The following is a 17,664-nucleotide window of genomic DNA, read 5'->3' as shown; positions in this document are numbered from 1 at the left end:
TAGCGTTTAGCGAGGAGGAACCTCATGTTAATACGGCCTATCGCAAAACGTAATGGCATAACAGTGACGATTATTGCAGCCCTGTTAATTTTCAGCAGTATTATTTCGTTGTTAACTACATCCGCAGACACAGGCAATTACCTCTATTTTCCTCTGGCAGCAGGGGCGCTTATTATTGGCATATGTTTGTTAATTGTCGGCATCGTGAAAATTAATGACCTATATTACCGTTTCTCACTGACAAAAGAAGGGATTCATTATTTCACCTCACGAGGTGGTTTTACTATCCTTTGGGAAGATATACAACGAATCGATATACCAAAGATAAATGAGGGATTAGAGTTAAAAGAATTACCCTACATAGGTATCCGCCTCAAACACCGAGAGCATCTTATCAATAGCGCGTCCCTACCCACTTTATCTCACATGTTACTAGAGCAAAGAGCCCTTATCATGCTCACAGCACCCAACTCGACCCTCTATGGCAATGCCGATAATATGCTTTATCCAGACGTAAAAGTAACCCATAATTATCGAGGACTACAAGCCATGTTTATTAACCGAATGCAGTACCTCCATAATACGCTTGGTTATGATATTTACTTCCCGAACGATGATCTCGATCGCGCACCCACAGAATTTGTTCAACTATTACGCGAGTTTAAAACAGATTGCTCTAGATCATTATAAATAGTAATTATTATCAATTAGAGTTGCATTTGGTATATTTATATGGATAATACGAACTATTCTCATTAAGACATAGTCTATTTTTAAAATAATGTAGTCTATATATAAAAATAAAAAGGATTTGTTGTGAAAAAATCTGCCCTTTGCTTTGCCATCTCTTCAGCGTTACTTACTGCTTCATTTGCATCACATGCTGCAAATGTAAAAGTACTTGATAAAACTCTTTCTCCTGCTGCAAACTTTCTTGCATATACAGAATTTGAATTATCAGGTGAACCACTTGCTGAAGCTCTCGGTTTAGACCTTGATGTTTTAGATCCGAACCAAGTTGATCAACCAACTGCATTCGATTACGCAGCGGGTATTGAAAGCTACGAGTATTCAGAAGAAGCGATGTACGCGTTAAACTACCAGTCTACTATGGGTCCTCACCTAGTTAATGGTCCCGTTAACCAAGCGCGTGGCGGCTCTCTTGCTGACTTAGGTAAACGCTTCATCTCACTTGCTGACGCAGTTGGCTTCCCAAGTGGAGAGATTCCATTAAACATGTATCCTATTTCGGTACCATACGTTTCAGGTAACCCTGAATTTGTAGGTAAAGTAGATATAACAAAAGTGGGTGGTGAAGAAATTGAAGTGTTATCTGCAACAGGTGTCGCAGCAACCCATAAAACAATTACTCCAGCATACTTCCGTGATTACAAAACACTAGCGTGGGACAGCGCAAGTTTCGATAAAGCCTTAAACCCAGGTGCAATCGGCAGCATTTTCCTTAAAGAAGTCATGTGGTCACAAGATTTCTTAGGCGGCATGCACGTTACAGCAACAGATGAAGAAGTTGAAGCAACATCAAGCACAATGGATCAAGACGGTAAACACAGTCTTGGTGTATCTGCTGCCGATGGTTTCAACGGCATGATATTAACTGAAATGTCAATCGATAAACTACTCATCCTTCAAGAACAGCTTGGCTTTGACGGTAAAAACTTAGGTGTTAAATTCGGTCCTAACTACGATGCATCTAAAAACCCAATCTGGTTTGCACACAAAGTAGCAGTTAAAGAAACACAAAAGAACAACGCAAATAACATCGGTAAATTAACAGTTACAGATGGTTCATCATCACTACGTGATACTTGGATGTTATTATGGCCTGTAAGTGAATTCTATGCATTTACTGACCAACGCACAGCGAATACTGCACAGAATCCAGCATTTAAAGCTGTATTTGATGGCAAGCCATTTGCTGCAGCACCGAAACAAAATATCGATGGTAAAACAAGCAACAATGTAGCTGCTGACGATGCATTTTCTCTTGCAAGTAACATTGCTAACCTATCGTTCCAAAATTTAGAAAATCTACACTTCAATAAGAAAGCTGGTACGTTTGTAACTAAATACGATGGCAAACAAAATGCAAAAGTTGAGACATTTGACGCTGCATACAGCATCGTAGCACTATCTATTTACCAACGTTCACAAGATGCACTACCTGTTGGTTATGCAGCTGCAGACGGCGGTGATGTTGACCTAGAAACACCTCAAGGTAAACAAGCACTAAGTCTAATAAAAGCACAAGCAAATTACATCGTTAATACATTAGTTGCGAAAAACGGTCTAGTATACGATGGCGCAACAGTTGGTAAATCAGTAGATAAAAACCAATCACTTGATGCACAATTTGCTGCAATCCGTGGTTTAGTTGCTGCTTACCTTGCAACACAAGATGACACTTACAAACAAGCTGCACGTTCTATCTTCCTAGCGGTAGAGAAAAACATGTTTGATTCAGAGTTAGGTACTTGGGCACAAACGCCAGGTAAAGCAACAATCCACACACCGTTAACTGCTGCGGCAATATCAGGTGGTTTACGTGAAACTATACTTCACCTTGCAAATGAAGAAGGCGAACATGTTCCAGCACTAGAACTACAACACTTAACAGAGCGTTATACAGCTTGGTTCAAGAAAGTAGTAAATGGTGGCCAACAATTAGCTGAATGGATTGGTGATTCAGGTGAAAATATGTTGGAAAACAGTACAACTACCGATTCAGATAATGACGGAGTACACCAAATCACAGGTGCCGGCGGTAAATACGGTACAGCACAAACAATGGCAGCAAAAGTATCGGTTAGTGCAAACTAGTCTCACCCTTTTGGCAATGAACGCCATCTCGCAACACACTTGTTAATTAACTTGTTTTGACTAATGAAAGTGTTGCGAAATTAAAATAAAAGTTGTAAAAAGGGATGAGAATTAACTCAGCCCTTTTTGCGTTTTCATTACGTCGATATGAATAAGGTTTTATCATGTCAGTTCAAGTAGCAACCCCAATCGGTGATAATATCTGGTCACGTTTACAGTGTCATTTTAAACGTCTCGCTTTTCATCATAAGAAAGCCGAAACGATATTATATTTGATGTTCCTGTCAGGACTTTTACTGTGGCCATTTATTACTATTCCATGGCAAATAGAGCGTACTGTATTACTGATGCATATGCTTGCAGGTATCAGTATCTTCCCTGTTTTTGTTGGTAGTTTCTGGCTCTCTCACCGAAACCTTATTCAAAACAGTAAAAAGAAATTCTTACGTCAAACCGGTACCATTATCGAATATTTGCTCATTGTTTGTACTCTTACCGGTGTCTATCTTACTTTTTGGGGTAACACGGGTAATAATTTCAGTATACTCATGCAAGATGTTCATTTTTACAGCTCATGGCTACTTGCCCCGCTTGTTCTTCGCCACGCTTGGCGCTGGACTGTAATCAAATTCTTTAGGAAGTCTTAATATGTTTGCCAGTTTTTTAATCACTTTTCGTGAAGGACTTGAAGCCTTCCTACTCGTTGGCATTATACTTTCTTACTTAGCAAAGCTTGGCCAATCAAAACATAACAAACTTATCTATCTAGGTGTTGCGCTCGGTTTAATTGCCTCATTAATTGTCGCTTTCATTTTCCAGTTCGTTGTCGATCAGTTCGACTCGCATGAATATCGTAATTTATTAATGGCGGGTATTTTAGGTTTCGCGACCTTGGTACTCACCTACATGGCCATTTGGATGCAACGCCAAGCCAAAACCCAAGTCTCTAACATGCAAGAGAACATTCGCGAGATCTTAACCACAGGTAATGTCTTTGGTTTAATCTTTTTAGCTTTCCTTGCGGTAATGCGCGAAGGATTTGAAACCGTGCTATTTTTCTCGGCGTTAATGTATTCAGGTCAAGGTGATTTCTCACTACAAGATGGGTTGATCGGTGCTGGCGCAGGTTTAATCGCATCGCTGGTATTGGTTGTCGTACTGATGCGTGGTAGCCGCAAAGTGCCACTACAAGCATTCTTTAAATGGACAAGCTTGTTGATTATCATTATTGCCGCAGGTCTATTGTCTTCGGCAAGTAACATGTTACAAAGCGCAGATGTATTACCGGTCTTCCAGACTGCCGTGTTTGATATTAGCCATATCCTTGATGACCAAGGCGTATTTGGTACTTTCTTGCGTGCTTTATTTGGCTATAATTCATCACCGAATTTATTACCGCTTGTTATTTGGTTCGCTTATTTAGCGATATTCACTGTGTTTTGGCATCGTGGATACCAAGCGCCAGCTAAAACAGCCACAACTTAGTTTTAAACAATAAAATGAGTGGCGAACATAAATACAATCTCTTTATGTTCACCATGTAAGAATAAAAAGCATATTAATCATTGAGTAAATAATGTCGAAAGAAATTGTAATTTTAGGTGCTGGTCCAGCCGGACTAATGGCCGCATGGGAATTTAATCAAGCTGGTTACCAAGTAACTATCTTAGAACGTGAAGAGTTTGTTGGCGGCATGTGCGCAACGCAAACCTTCCAAGGTGAAAAAGGTGAATACCGCTTTGACTATGGTGGCCATCGCTTTATTACTAAAAACCCGAAACTATTACAGTTTATCGATGACTTAATGAGTGACGATTTGCTGTATGCAGAGCGTACCAGTGTGATCCGTTTTAAAGGACGTACCTACAACTACCCGCTTGCAATTGGCAACTTATTACGTAATGCACCGTTAAGTTTATTAGCTGGTGCGGCTGTAGACTTGGTATTCAAATTACCCTTCCAAAAACGCCCAAGTGAACAAAGTACCAGTAACTTTGCAGAATGGATTGAAACGCGCTTCGGTACCACCTTATACAAAAACTTTTTTGAAGGTTACACCGGTAAACTATGGGGTATCGACCCACGTCAATTATCAGCCGACTGGGCATCGCAACGCATTAGTTTGCTAGATTTAAAAGATGTTGCTCGACGTTTAATACCAACGCGTGGCGCAACACCGCGTACTTACGCTAAAAAATACCGTTATCCTAAACTCGGCTTTGGCCAAATGTACACCAAACTTGCAGAAAGACTGCAAGAACAAGGAGTAACGATTGTTCGAGGCGCTAACATCACCGCATTAGAACAAGGTCGAAATGCGCTTAAAAATAATCGTAGAATTGATGCCGTCACTTATGAACTTAACGGTGAGACACACTCAATTAACTGTGATCACGTTGTCGGCACTATTCCTTTACCTGTGGTTTGTACTTTAACAGGATTTGATTCTGGCCTAACTTATCGTTCATTGCGCTTCTTCAACATGCCTATGGCAACAGAAAACGTGTCACAAAATACTTGGCAGTACCTGTCTGATCCAGAGTTAATCGGTACGCGTTTGCAAGAACCACGTCGTCGTTCGCCATTCATGGCACCCAAAGGACAAACATCGGTGATGATCGAGATCCCGTGTAATAAAGATGACGATGTTTGGCACATGGACAACGACAAACTATTAAAACGCGTAAAACAAGATCTTAATCACCTAGGAGTGCCAGATGTAAGTACCGGTGAGTTTTTTACCACTTACACCGAATACGCTTATCCAATGATGGACGTGAGTTATAACGCCAAACGCGAAGCCGCAATTACGCACCTTCACCAATTTGATAATTTAGTGATGACTGGACGCCAAGGTACTTTCCGTTACATCTTCACCGATACAGCAATGGAAATGGGCTTAATGGCGGCAGAAGGTATTATTAAGGGTGAAGATAATCGTCGCCAGATCTTTGATCACCGTAACGAAAAAACAGTGATTGAAGTACAAAGCATTATGGATGATAAAAAAACGCCAGAGGAAAAAAATGTCGCTTAAAACAATCAATAGAATTACGGTAAAATCATTTATCTTAAGCTTATTCGTATTATTATTTAGTGCGCAAAGCTTTGCTTATTCTTATGCTGCCGCAGGTAAAGAGCCATTAATAGAGGGTCGAGAAGCCTTGTTAAAAGCGTTATCGGCAAATGATTATACTGCAGTACAAACTGCCTATGATTCGATGCAGAAAGAATTCGTTTATTTCAACGAACACCATGGGCTCGCTGTCGATCAACAAATGCAAACAGCAATCACCAATAAAGATCAACAAGGTGTTACCACAGCATTAATCACCACGATAAAAGCAGAAGTTATGCGTCGTCTCAACGGTGCAGAGCAAAACATTAATGACTACCAAGTGGCTAAAGTCTTAGTGGTGAAAAGTAAATTATTTATTGATTTACTTGCTGCCGATTTAACCGCTGATAATCGTCAACAGGCCGATATTGCCATTCGCGGTGCCCTTGCGTCGATTGGTAATCCAGGTGTATTTGGTGTAGGTCAAAAGCCTGCAGATGTAACGCGCTACATTAAATACCGCACTAATTTACAAGCTGCATTACAATTTACATTGCCTGATGCTCCAACAAAGTAATAAACCTTGGCACCCTGGTTTAATCGTTAGTATTAGCTTAATAGCCTGCATTGCAGGCTATTTTGGCCTGCTCAATTATTATAGCTTTGATATTAGCAGTGATGATGCGCTTTATTTTCAGCGTGCGCTGAGCCACTTTTCAGTATTAGAATTTAGCCCTCACTTTCCCGGTTACCCTGGTTTTGTTTGGCTAGAACGACTTATCAGTGCGATAAGTTCACATCCCAACAGTAATGTCTTACTCAGTTTCCTTTCTGCAATAGCGTTAACCTGCATTGTTTTTGTGTATTGCTATCAACGTATGCGAATAAAATCATTTGCATTATTCGCAGTTGTACTTTTTTTACTGCAAGGTAACATTGCAGAATTAGCCTTAAACGGTTTATCAGACGCTTCCGCTCTGTGGTTCTTTAGCTTATATTTATTATTAACCCGTTTTCATTTACCGCTCGGCTCAAACCTTTTATTAAAGACTAAATTACACCGTGTATTACAGCCTCTTTTACAAAGTCAAACATTCAGCGCGATTATCAGCGGATTATTACTGGCTGCATGCCTAGCAACCCGGCCTTCTTATTTACCCTTAGTCGCCAGCGCGCTCCTGCTCGCTCTCTGTTACAACAGCCAGCGATACTCAAACTACAAACGACTCGGTTGGCAGATATTAAGCATTACCCTGGTAGGCATCATTTGTGCGCTCTACGTATTCATGCAAGACGGTTGGGCGTATATAGAGGAAGGACAGCGATTCACCCAAGGTCACTTCACTATTTGGGGTAATACTACAAGTACAACAGATTCGCGACTGAGCCAGTGGCTGACGACATTAACAAATACCTACTCCACTCTCGGGGTAATATTATTAACTTCGATGCTTACCATTGGTTTATATCTACCAAAAACCCGTGGATTAAGTATTCTCGTGTGCTGTTGGTTTGCCTGGATCATCCGAGGCCAGAATCCAGAGAATATCCGTCACTTAGCTGTTTTTAGTTTATTACTACCGATTATCTGCGCGCAACTCTTGGAACACGTTTACCAAACGCAGCGTATTCGACCCGCTCTATATATATTAAGTATTACCTTACTCGTGACACTGGGTTATCACAGTATCAAACAATTCACCCAACAACAAAATGCCCCAGTATTACAAGCGACTCAGTTCTTTAACACAATAGATAATCAGCAAATTATCATCAGTAATTATAATATTGATAATTTACGGCATAACCTACCACAACATGTCATCTTAGACCGTCATTATCAGAGCAGTAGTAATTATCAAGCCCAACAGCAAGGCTACTGGCGACTAAGCAGTAATAAGCTAGGTACTGATAAACGCGTGGATGACGATTTAGTGGCATTATTTAAAGGCCGCTTTCTTGGCGAACGAAATTTATACTTATATTACTTTGATCTAAATCATTTAAATCCGCGATCATAGCTACAAATATTGCACTATGATTTCAACTCGATATAATGATAACCATTCTTAATCGTAATGCCACCTTTCCCCCACCAAGATGCCGTAGATCTATGAATATAAATATTTTTCCTAAATTAATGTTCGCCTTGTTACTCTTAGCAAGCCACTCGCTTTATGCTAGCACTACTTATTCAAATACAAAAAGTAACAGCTTATTACTATCTATAGATGGTACGCAGTTTATTAGTGCAAACATGGACGCTGGTAGCGTCAGTCTTATTAATGCAGAAAGCGGCAAGCTAATGGCTGAACAGGCCCTCGGTAAAGACCTACGTCGACTTGCATTAGACCCAATAAATAATCAATTATTAGTCAGTGATTATCTTGCCGATCAACTGTACCTCATTGATGCTAAAAGCCTGAAACTCATTAAAACAATCAAAACAGGCTATCGCCCGTTTGGTATTGTTTATGATGGATATAATAAACAATACTACGTCACATTGTTTGAAGCGAAACAGCTAATAACCGTTTCAACCGACGGTAAAATAACCGCAACAACACAAACAGCAGATACACCGCGTGGTCTTGCATTAGCAGGTGATGGGCGTTTATTTGTTACTCACAGCATGACCGGCCAAGTGTCCATCTATAATACGCACACACCAAACCTCGAATTAAACAAAATAATTCAACTTGCCGATACCCCAGAACATAGCTCTCGTGCAACACCACAAGGTAAACCGCGTGTATTAGATAACATTGCGATTTCTCCAGATGGCACACAAGCTTGGTTACCCCATGTACTGTGGTCATTTACACAAGACTTTCATTTTCAATCGACCGTCTTCCCAACGATTTCGTTACTTGATCTAACACCAGGTAAAGAAAAAGAACTAGTCGATAAACGTAAACAATTATTCAAACAAATAAACATCATTGAAAACAACAATACCACGCGTATTGTGTCTAACCCACATGACGTGGCGTTCCGTGAAGACGGCAAAAAAGTATTTATTACTCTATCTGGTTCAGAAGACCTGCTCGTGTTTGATTTATCTCGCCAAGGTAAAATAGGTAAAAAACCTAAACGCCATCGCCGTACCAAATTACAAGGCGGTGTGAAAGCGACACAAATTTACCGCCATATTCCCGGTACTAATCCGCGTAGCCTGATTGAAAAAGACGGTACACTCTATGTTCAAAACGCCATGTCTCACGACTTAGTGAGTTTTGATGTGAGTGGTAAAGGTCCGTTTGCTAAAGTTAAACTGGCTAATGCCCAGTTTTCCCAGTTAATTAGCCAAGATCCCATTGCACCAGAACTACGCTTGGGTAAAACCCTCTTTAATCTTGCAAACAGTGATAAATTTGAAAACAGTGCCATGGCAGGTGATTATTGGATGAGCTGTAACTCTTGTCACCTTGACGGGTTTAACTTCACTAACAAATACTTATTAGCCGACGGAACCAAAGACGTTAAAGAAAATGCCATGACGGGACATGTAGGTTTAGCAACCATGATCGCTGGCGATCCTATCGAAGCTTATATCGATATGATTCAAAAAACTCAAGGTGGTATGGGAACCGACCCGAAAAAACCAGAACTACCTAAAGTTGATCCTAAATCACCGTCAGCAGAGATCGTACGCTTAATGTCAGCATTAAACATGTACGTGACAACAAAAGAAAACTTACCTTATCTATCAATCTGGTTACGTTTTGATGACGAACGTAAGTTCACTCACAAATCTGAATGGTTAAATTCAGCAAGCTGTGAATCATGCCATAGCACCCTCTACAAACAGTGGGCAGACTCTAACCATGGGATGCACATGGATAGCCCTTATTACCGCTTCCAAGAAAACTTAGCCGCAGAATCAGAAGGTGAACCATTTAGAAACTTATGCCGTGGCTGTCATGCACCGCAAACCTTACTTAACAACAATAAAGCACCCTTGACTCATCTTAACAACATGTATGAAAAAGAAGGACAGAGTCTACGTGATGCACTAAAGGAAGGTCTACCTGTTGATGAAACTGGCACCAGTTGTGTTTTCTGTCATCGAATAACTAAAGCGGAAGACGCTGGCGGTAATACCGACCTTACAGTTAACTTAAAAGATCGTGCTGAATACCTGTTTGAATTCTCAAGCAATCCAGTGCTAAAATTCGCTGCTGAAGCACAGATAAATGCATCACCACAGCAGCACAAAGACAGCTATTCGAACCCAGAACTGTACAAGAGCTCACTATATTGTGCAACCTGTCATAATGAATTCACCCCCGGCCAAGGTGCTAATGTGAATAACAATTATGGCGAATGGCAAGCGTCTAAATTTAACGCACCGGATAATCCAGAACAGAACAAAACCTGCATTGATTGCCACATGCGTATGGATATGACTGATTTTGATAAAAAGGTACCAGGACAAGCCACGGATAATGGGCCAATTAAACCAAACTTGATTGCGCATAACTTTATTGGTGGTAACTATTACTTCTCTGATATGCGCTCTAAAGAGCATGGAAAACTCAGTCGTGATATCTTGCGTAACGCCCTACTACTCGACGTTGAAACCAGCGAAGATGGCGGTACTATTGATGTAAAAATCACAAACCATAATACGGGTCACAAAATGCCAGGTGGCGCACGTCGACAAGTATGGGTTGATCTTGTAGTAACAGATAGTAAAGGCGTAGAGCGCTTAGTGAGTGGTCAGTTAAACGATGGCTACTTACCAAAAGACAGCCGTGTGTTTGCTAAAAAGTCTGGTTACATGCACGGCGAACCCGTTGGTCTTAAATTCTGGCGCGTCGAGAAGATTCTATCGGATACCCGTATCTCTCCTGATGAAACTCGTGTTGAATCATTTGAACTACCTGAAGGTATCAGCTATCCAATCACGGTAGTCGCTAAAATTAATTACCGTTCGTTCTCAAAACCACTAACAAGTAAGGTCCAAGCAGCCTTCCCTGAGCAAAATATTCCTTTTGCTGATGTGATTGAATTAAATAAAGTCACCAAGGTTTTTCCGTAACAAATAACATCTAACCACACGATTAGAATTGAGGCTGTAATCCTATTTTACAGCCTCAAATCAAAGCAGTAGTTTTACTGTATGATTCAATCACTATCTAACCTATGATTCTCCTCATCATCTAGGTCTATTTATAATATCCTTAATTTAGATGACCTTACTCGTGAAAAGTACTAACTAATTATTATTTTTATAACTTTAGCTTCACGATCCCGTAGAAAAATGAAAACAAATTTCATCAAGGTTTCTTATGTTTTATACAAAAATAAAAAATAAAAATTCATTCATATTGAAAAACACCACCAATAACTCCTCCGCTGAGTTCTATCTTGTAGCGCAACCCATTGTTCAACCTAAAAGTAGAAATGTGGTTGCAATTGAAGTATTGACCAATTTGATTAGCAGCTCGAATGGGACGATTCACGCTGAAGATTTTTTTAGTGACATTTCAAATGAATTTATAAAGTCATTAATCATGATTCAAATTGAAGAATTAAATAATATAAAGATTGCAATAAATAGTAAAAACATAGTTGCATCAATTAACATTCCATTTGATTTACTTTCTGATATCGAATTAATAAAATCAATCATTAATAAAAGTCAAGTTAAAATTGCGCTCGAGGTAACAAACTTCAAAAATTCAACCGTGATGACAGACAATATAAAAAAATCTGTCTCAATCATAAAAGAACATGGCTTTGAGCTGTGGTTGGATGATTTCACATCTGAAGATATACCAAGTAATGCGCTGTATTTATTAAAATGGGATCGAGTTAAAATAGATAAAACTTTCATCTATAGGCATATAAACAACCATTCTTTAATTTCAGATTTACTGAACTACATTTCTAATTTTTCATTTAATAGTATCGTATTCGAAGGTATTGAATCAGATTATCAGAATGATCAAATATCAAAATTTAACTGTCTCTGCCAAGGTTACCTTTATAGTCGTCCGTTAAGACTATCCCACATGGTACTGTAATTCTCTTATTAGGCTGCAACACCTAAAAATTGTAAATAATTATTTATACGCAATTATTGTTTGAAAACAAACTGTTAAGTTAATGCTAAGTTTTATGTAATTAAACACATCTATCATGTATAAATATGTATTTGCAGTATTTTTACTCTAGTACTCACCATTTATTTCAATAAAATACTTTAAACATTACTTATGTTTAGAATGAGATTTAATATGTCACACACTCAACACTCTAGCTTTGAAAAGTTAATGATTGATCAGTCAAACGCTTTAATGTCTAGTGACCCTAGAAAATTTATATCAACTTGGCGTAATACCTCTTTAAACGTTATGAATTGGTTTAATATTGATAGAATATGTCTACATCCGAATACAAAAGTATTAGTTAATAATTGTAAGGTAGAATCTGTCCAGCGGGATGGCATACCGCCTTTAAGCTTGGGTAATTTGATTGAAAGTGATTATTCCGACTATTTTAAATTATTTAGAGAAAAAAAAGATTGGGTAATTTTTAATGCCCAGGAGCTTAAAAAGCATAAAAACAATGTCTTAAGTAAGCTATATCAACAAGGAGGTCGTTGGCATTGCATCATTCTTTTACAAAGTTTCGGACAAAACTGGGGGCTTCTAACCGTGACTTGCTTTGAAAATAATAATAAAAAATTCAGCGCAATCGATCTACAACGTTTAAAATTATTATGTGAACTTTGGTTATGCTATTGGCAAAATTCAACATTAATACGAACTTTACATCAAGGTGAAGTTGTATCAATAAATGAAAGTGAGAAAATTTTTAGACTGACTAAAAAGCAACGTACTGTGCTTACATTACTGGCTCAAGGTAACACAGCAAAACAATGTGCAGATAAACTTAATTTGAGCTCTCGTACAATTGAATCTCATAAATACCGTATGCTCGATATACTGAACTTAGATAAGCACTCAAAATTAATCCAGTTTGCATTACGTAATGGATTAGGAATTTCAGAAGATTAAGTTATGCTGATGCGGTAAACTACTACTAGCGGATATAATTACCGCTATTACTCAAGCATAGTACCAACCAAGCGCTAACCCATAATGTTGAACTTTTACCTATATTTGCTAATTAATTCGCCTTTTTGATTATTATGCATAAGCTTATAGATATATTTGTAAATAAAGTAACCTCTATGCACGCATATATCGCTAAGCAACCGATCCTAAATAGCGCTCGTCACGTAGTGGCTTATGAACTTTTATATCGCGATAGTTTAGAAAATACATTTCCACTTATTAATGCAGAAGTTGCAACAGAGCGGTTGGTTTATGATCATTTGTTAAGTTCCAACATCGATAAATTAGTTGATAACAAGCCTTACTTTATTAATTTCACTGAAAAAAGCATTCTCAATGGTTTACCCAAAAAGCTCATAGATAAACCGATTGTAATTGAAGTACTTGAAGATGTACCACCTACACAATCTGTATTATGGGCGTTAAAGAAATTAAAAAATGATGGATTTACGATTGCATTGGATGATTTTATTTATTCTGAAGACTGGCTACCATTTTTTGGTGTTGTCGATATTATTAAGTTTGATATTACCCTCACCTCATTTAACGAGATAAAAGAGTTAACACCATTATTAGAGAAATATGGAATCAGTATACTAATCGAAAAAATAGAGACTGAGGAGCAATTTAAACAAGCTAAAAAACTCCAAAGTACATATTTTCAAGGCTATCTGTTTGCAGAACCTGAAATTGTGCTAAACGATATTAATAAACCTAATTTAGAAATAATTAGCGTTAATTAAATCGATTAACGGCTCGCATTACCATTCATGAAATGTTTACGGCACAGTGAGACGTAACGCTCATTACCGCCAATTTCAACTTGTTCACCTTCTCTTAGTACCACACCACTATCACTTACTCTAGCATTCATGTGTGCTTTATTTCCGCACCAGCAGACAGTTTTAAGCTCTTCAACTTTATCCGCTAGGCACATTAAGTGATACGAACCTTCAAACATCTCTAATTTAAAATCTGTTTTCAGCCCATAAACAATCACAGGAATATTAAGTTCGTCGACAACACTGGCTAATTGGTAAACCTGAGCTCGAGATAAGAATTGACCTTCATCAATAATAAATACATCAATCTTTTGATTTTCTAATCGTGTAGAAACAGTGGTAAATAAATTGGTCTCTTTCTCAAATACATCAACTTCTAGTTTTAATCCAACACGCGCACCTATAACACCCCTACCGTAACGACTATCACACTCAGGCGTCATCGCTAATGGGTGCATACCACGCTCAATATAGTTAAAGTGAGCTTGGATCAATTGTGTTGATTTACCTGAATTCATTGCTGCAAATTTGAAATGCAAAGATGCCATTTTATACCCTCAAAAAAAACGCCTGTATCAACAGGCGTATATAATTACTTAACATTAATACCATTCATTATAAACAGCGTGTTATTAATGTCTTATTTATACTTTATGACTTAAGCGCGACATAATAGCAACCACAATTATAAATGCAATTGCTGAAGCGATAAAGCCTGATAGAACAGAACTTGTTATACCGAGTACCAAATAACCAATCGCACTTACTAACGCAATTGATAGCGCATATGGAAGCTGTGTCATTACGTGATCCATATGATGGCAGTTTGCCCCCGTTGACGATAGGATCGTAGTATCAGAGATAGGTGAACAATGATCGCCAAATACAGAACCCGCAAGCACAGATGCTAACATAGGTAACATCAACGAAATTTCAGTACCCGCAGCCATATCTCCCGCGATTGGTAACATGATACCGAATGTGCCCCAGCTTGTTCCCGTTGCAAATGCCATAAAGCCAGCTAATACAAACATGATAATCGGTAATACACTCATTGGGATTGAATCACCCACTAATGCAGCAAGGTATTTACCCGTTTCCATAGAACCAATAGTTGAACCAATAGCCCATGCGAAGAATAAGATATAAACCGCTGGTAGCATTGATTTAGCACCGTGGAAACTTGCTTGTGCGAGTAATGAAATAGACACACCAGAAATAAGGCTCAGCACAAGTGCCACAGCAAGACCAGATAAGGCACCATAAACTAAAGAACTACCTACATCTGTATTTTCAAATGCGCCGAGAATATCAAATGCTTTGCCATCCGCTGCTAGCGCCGATGCGCCCGAGTTCATCATAAAGAAGATAGTCGCAAAGATGAGCACTAAAATAGGTAAAATCAAACCTGAAATATGACCACCTTCAGCTTCTTCTAATTCTATTGTTGAACCCGCTGGATTACCCTTTTTAGCATCAAACAACTCACCATTTGTTGCCGCTTTTTCTTCTTTTGCCATCAAGCCAAAATCAAGGTTGAAGCAAGCAACCGCAAATACCATGGCAATAGCAAAGATAGCGTAGAAGTTCATTGGTATCATTTGAACAAATGCCGCTAGAGGACTGATATCCGTAATAGCGTGACTGGCTAAAATACCACCGATAACAGCAATGATATAAGCACCCCAACTTGAGATTGGCATTAAAACACACATAGGAGCTGCGGTAGAATCAAGCAGATAAGCTAATTTAGCACGAGAAACTTTATAATGGTCTGTCAGTGGACGACTTACGCTACCCACCGCAAGGCTATTAAAGTAATCATCAACAAAGATGAAAACACCTAAAAAAGCTGTCAGTAATGTACTACCACGACGAGTCGTAATTCGCTGTTTTGCCCAGTTCGCAAACGCACTGGTTGCGCCGCTTACCATCATAATACTCGTTAACATACCCAGTATGAACAAGAATATGATGATTGATAAGTTCCAAGTATTGAACGAACCCACGTCCCAGAATGAGCCTTTGCTCGCATCACCCGATTCCCAAACCAAACTTAATGATAAGTCTACAAGGTGTTTAGCTGCACTAACAACATTAAAATCGGTTAGAAATAGTGCGCCAAGTAAGATACCACAACCAAGTGATAACAATACTTTACGTGTAAAAATTGCTAATGTAAGTGCAACTAGTGGTACAACTAGCGATAACGCTGAGTCAGAATAATTAATGAGTTCCATGATCCCTTTGACCTAATAATTTTTACAGGGAACGACTAAACAAGACAGATGAGATGTGCAATAAGGATATTTACAATATGATAGATGTAAAGATTACCCATATTCTCTTCTATTTCAGTAGCGCCCCATAGTTAATATAAAATTGACTATGACAGTGATGTCTCTATTCGAACACATCCCCAGAATGAATATCTTTAGCTTAAATGCTCATTCTTCGGCGCAATTCCCTTTTGTGTCGTTATTACCGGAGCTACCTAAACAACACTACTTATGAATTGCGCACCTCTACTTAGGAGGAAGCACAATAGTAGCAGGTAATTTCACCAATTCAAGACCATATCAGTTTCAACGTTCACAAAACAAACAAAAACCAATACAAAAATCCAATTGACAAACCCGTTATTACTAATGATAAGTATATCGACTTTAAATAATAGACCATTAAATAGTTTAAAAAGTTACATGGCTAAACCTATTTAACTTACTTATTCTATTCTAGATAAGTTTAATAAATTAGTGTAAATAGATTATTGGTATTTATTTAACTATTGTATATTAACGGCATTAAAGTATATTAATATTATTGCAGTTTATTAATCCCACCATCTATATTTAGGTACTAATTATGAATGATTTTATTAAAGTGTTTTTAAATGCTCGTAGCCTACGCGCTGTAACAAAAGAATTAAGCGTTGTCCAACTTGAAGATGTTTTAATTAAATTCACAAAGATTGTTGAAGATAGAAAAGAGTCTGAAGCCGCTGAATTAGAAAAGCAGCAAGAAAAACAAGTAATGATGAACGAAATACTATTACAACTGAAAGAAAACGGTATCAGCCCTGAAGAATTAATGAATTTAACTGATTCAACAATTGAGAAAACAAAGACTAAACGTGGTCCTCGCCCTGCAAAATACTCGTATGACCTAAACGGTGAAACGAAAACATGGACAGGTCAAGGACGTATGCCCTTGCCACTTCAAGAAGTGATGAATGAGAAAGGTTCAATTGAAGAATTCTTAATATAGAGGGATTCGCGTGACTCAGTTTTTATTGCATCCACAACTTGCAGCTGATACAACCTTAATTGGTGAGTTCCCGCTATGTCAGGTACTGTTAGCAAACGACGGTAATTTCCCGTGGTTAATTTTAGTACCTAAAGTTAATGGCATCACTGAATTTCATGAATTAACAGATGAGCAGCAGGCTCAATTTTTAATTGAATCAAATACAGTAAGTCGGTTATTAAAAGATAGGCTAAGTGCAGATAAAATAAATATCGCAGCATTAGGGAATATGGTACCGCAATTACATATTCATCATGTTGCGCGTTTTAAAGAAGATGCTTGCTGGCCAAAACCGATTTGGGGTCAACTCCCTCCAATAAGCAGAACACCGCAGCAAGCAGCTCAGCTGATAACGATGATATCAACTACGCTGAAAGCTGGATTTATCAGCGAATCAAATTAATTGTTGGTATAACCATCCGGGTTATTTGATTGCCAGCGCCAAGTGTCAACCGTCATGTCTGATACTTGGCGTGTTGCTTTCCAACCGAGTTCTCGTTCAGCTAGCTCTGTCGCAGCATAACATTTTGCCCTGCGGAGAATAACTCTAAAACTGTATGGCAACCAATATACCCAACCCCACCAGTTACTA

General features: G+C 38.5%; 15 protein-coding genes, 1 pseudogene and 1 riboswitch. Of the genes and pseudogenes, 13 read left to right on the top strand and 3 right to left on the bottom strand.

Annotated elements, in window-relative coordinates; translation table 11 throughout:
* Nucleotides 1-24: 24 nt before the first annotated feature.
* The 11 genes from HWV02_RS09660 (at nucleotide 25) to HWV02_RS09610 (ending at nucleotide 13,727) form a co-directional block, all read left to right on the top strand.
* The gene (locus HWV02_RS09660; protein WP_211679457.1) at nucleotides 25-690 is read left to right on the top strand and encodes a DUF2982 domain-containing protein; all 666 of its coding nucleotides are present in this window, start codon (nucleotides 25-27) and stop codon (nucleotides 688-690) included.
* Between the two features lie 126 nt (nucleotides 691-816).
* Entirely contained in the window at nucleotides 817-2,838 is a 2,022-nt protein-coding gene (locus HWV02_RS09655; RefSeq protein ID WP_211690337.1) for a hypothetical protein, read from the top strand.
* A gap of 164 nt (nucleotides 2,839-3,002) precedes the next feature.
* Nucleotides 3,003-3,485 (top strand): hypothetical protein, encoded by a 483-nt coding sequence (locus tag HWV02_RS09650; protein WP_211675125.1) that lies wholly within the window; start codon nucleotides 3,003-3,005, stop codon nucleotides 3,483-3,485.
* A gap of 1 nt (nucleotide 3,486) precedes the next feature.
* The gene (locus HWV02_RS09645) at nucleotides 3,487-4,323 is read left to right on the top strand and encodes an FTR1 family protein (protein WP_211675124.1); all 837 of its coding nucleotides are present in this window, start codon (nucleotides 3,487-3,489) and stop codon (nucleotides 4,321-4,323) included.
* Between the two features lie 91 nt (nucleotides 4,324-4,414).
* Nucleotides 4,415-5,875 (top strand): FAD-dependent oxidoreductase, encoded by a 1,461-nt coding sequence (locus HWV02_RS09640; protein ID WP_211675123.1) that lies wholly within the window; start codon nucleotides 4,415-4,417, stop codon nucleotides 5,873-5,875.
* Nucleotides 5,865-6,473: a hypothetical protein gene (locus tag HWV02_RS09635; protein ID WP_211675122.1), complete on the top strand. Its 609-nt coding sequence runs from the start codon at nucleotides 5,865-5,867 to the stop codon at nucleotides 6,471-6,473. Before HWV02_RS09640 ends, HWV02_RS09635 begins: the two co-directional genes overlap by 11 nt.
* The gene (locus tag HWV02_RS09630; protein WP_211690336.1) at nucleotides 6,457-7,917 is read left to right on the top strand and encodes a hypothetical protein; all 1,461 of its coding nucleotides are present in this window, start codon (nucleotides 6,457-6,459) and stop codon (nucleotides 7,915-7,917) included. Before HWV02_RS09635 ends, HWV02_RS09630 begins: the two co-directional genes overlap by 17 nt.
* A gap of 92 nt (nucleotides 7,918-8,009) precedes the next feature.
* Nucleotides 8,010-10,940 carry a multiheme c-type cytochrome gene (locus tag HWV02_RS09625; RefSeq protein ID WP_211690335.1) on the top strand — a complete coding sequence of 977 codons (2,931 nt, stop codon included), beginning with the start codon at nucleotides 8,010-8,012 and terminating at the stop codon, nucleotides 10,938-10,940.
* A gap of 250 nt (nucleotides 10,941-11,190) precedes the next feature.
* On the top strand, nucleotides 11,191-11,928 hold the full coding sequence (locus tag HWV02_RS09620; protein WP_211679450.1) for an EAL domain-containing protein: 738 nt from the start codon (nucleotides 11,191-11,193) through the stop codon (nucleotides 11,926-11,928).
* A gap of 213 nt (nucleotides 11,929-12,141) precedes the next feature.
* Nucleotides 12,142-12,924: a LuxR C-terminal-related transcriptional regulator gene (locus HWV02_RS09615; protein ID WP_211690334.1), complete on the top strand. Its 783-nt coding sequence runs from the start codon at nucleotides 12,142-12,144 to the stop codon at nucleotides 12,922-12,924.
* A 176-nt stretch (nucleotides 12,925-13,100) separates the two neighbouring features.
* Nucleotides 13,101-13,727: an EAL and HDOD domain-containing protein gene (locus HWV02_RS09610; protein ID WP_211690333.1), complete on the top strand. Its 627-nt coding sequence runs from the start codon at nucleotides 13,101-13,103 to the stop codon at nucleotides 13,725-13,727.
* 5 nt (nucleotides 13,728-13,732) lie between these two features.
* On the opposite strand, the gene HWV02_RS09605 is transcribed toward HWV02_RS09610, so the two are convergent.
* Complete coding sequence (locus HWV02_RS09605; RefSeq protein ID WP_211679447.1) at nucleotides 13,733-14,314, bottom strand: thymidine kinase; 582 nt, start codon at nucleotides 14,312-14,314, stop codon at nucleotides 13,733-13,735.
* 96 nt (nucleotides 14,315-14,410) lie between these two features.
* Complete coding sequence (locus HWV02_RS09600; RefSeq protein WP_211690332.1) at nucleotides 14,411-16,006, bottom strand: Na+/H+ antiporter NhaC family protein; 1,596 nt, start codon at nucleotides 16,004-16,006, stop codon at nucleotides 14,411-14,413.
* Between the two features lie 110 nt (nucleotides 16,007-16,116).
* Nucleotides 16,117-16,302: riboswitch (Lysine riboswitch) on the bottom strand.
* 329 nt (nucleotides 16,303-16,631) lie between these two features.
* On the opposite strand from HWV02_RS09600, the gene HWV02_RS09595 reads away from it, so the two are divergent.
* Nucleotides 16,632-17,033 carry an H-NS family nucleoid-associated regulatory protein gene (locus HWV02_RS09595; protein WP_211679445.1) on the top strand — a complete coding sequence of 134 codons (402 nt, stop codon included), beginning with the start codon at nucleotides 16,632-16,634 and terminating at the stop codon, nucleotides 17,031-17,033.
* Between the two features lie 10 nt (nucleotides 17,034-17,043).
* Nucleotides 17,044-17,475, top strand: coding sequence for an HIT domain-containing protein (locus HWV02_RS09590; RefSeq protein ID WP_211690331.1), 432 nt, complete (start codon nucleotides 17,044-17,046; stop codon nucleotides 17,473-17,475).
* Here the strand turns inward: HWV02_RS09590 and HWV02_RS09585 are convergent.
* A pseudogene (locus tag HWV02_RS09585) lies at nucleotides 17,472-17,603 on the bottom strand (UDP-glucose 4-epimerase); the annotation flags it as partial. The gene HWV02_RS09590 and the pseudogene HWV02_RS09585 sit on opposite strands and share 4 nt — an antisense overlap.
* Nucleotides 17,604-17,664 lie beyond the last annotated feature (61 nt).

Origin of the sequence: Moritella sp. 28 (assembly GCF_018219435.1) — a bacterium.
In the GTDB taxonomy this organism is placed as follows: Bacteria; Pseudomonadota; Gammaproteobacteria; order Enterobacterales; family Moritellaceae; genus Moritella.
Note: the sequence above shows the minus strand (reverse complement) of the source record. Positions and strands in the feature narration are given on the sequence as shown.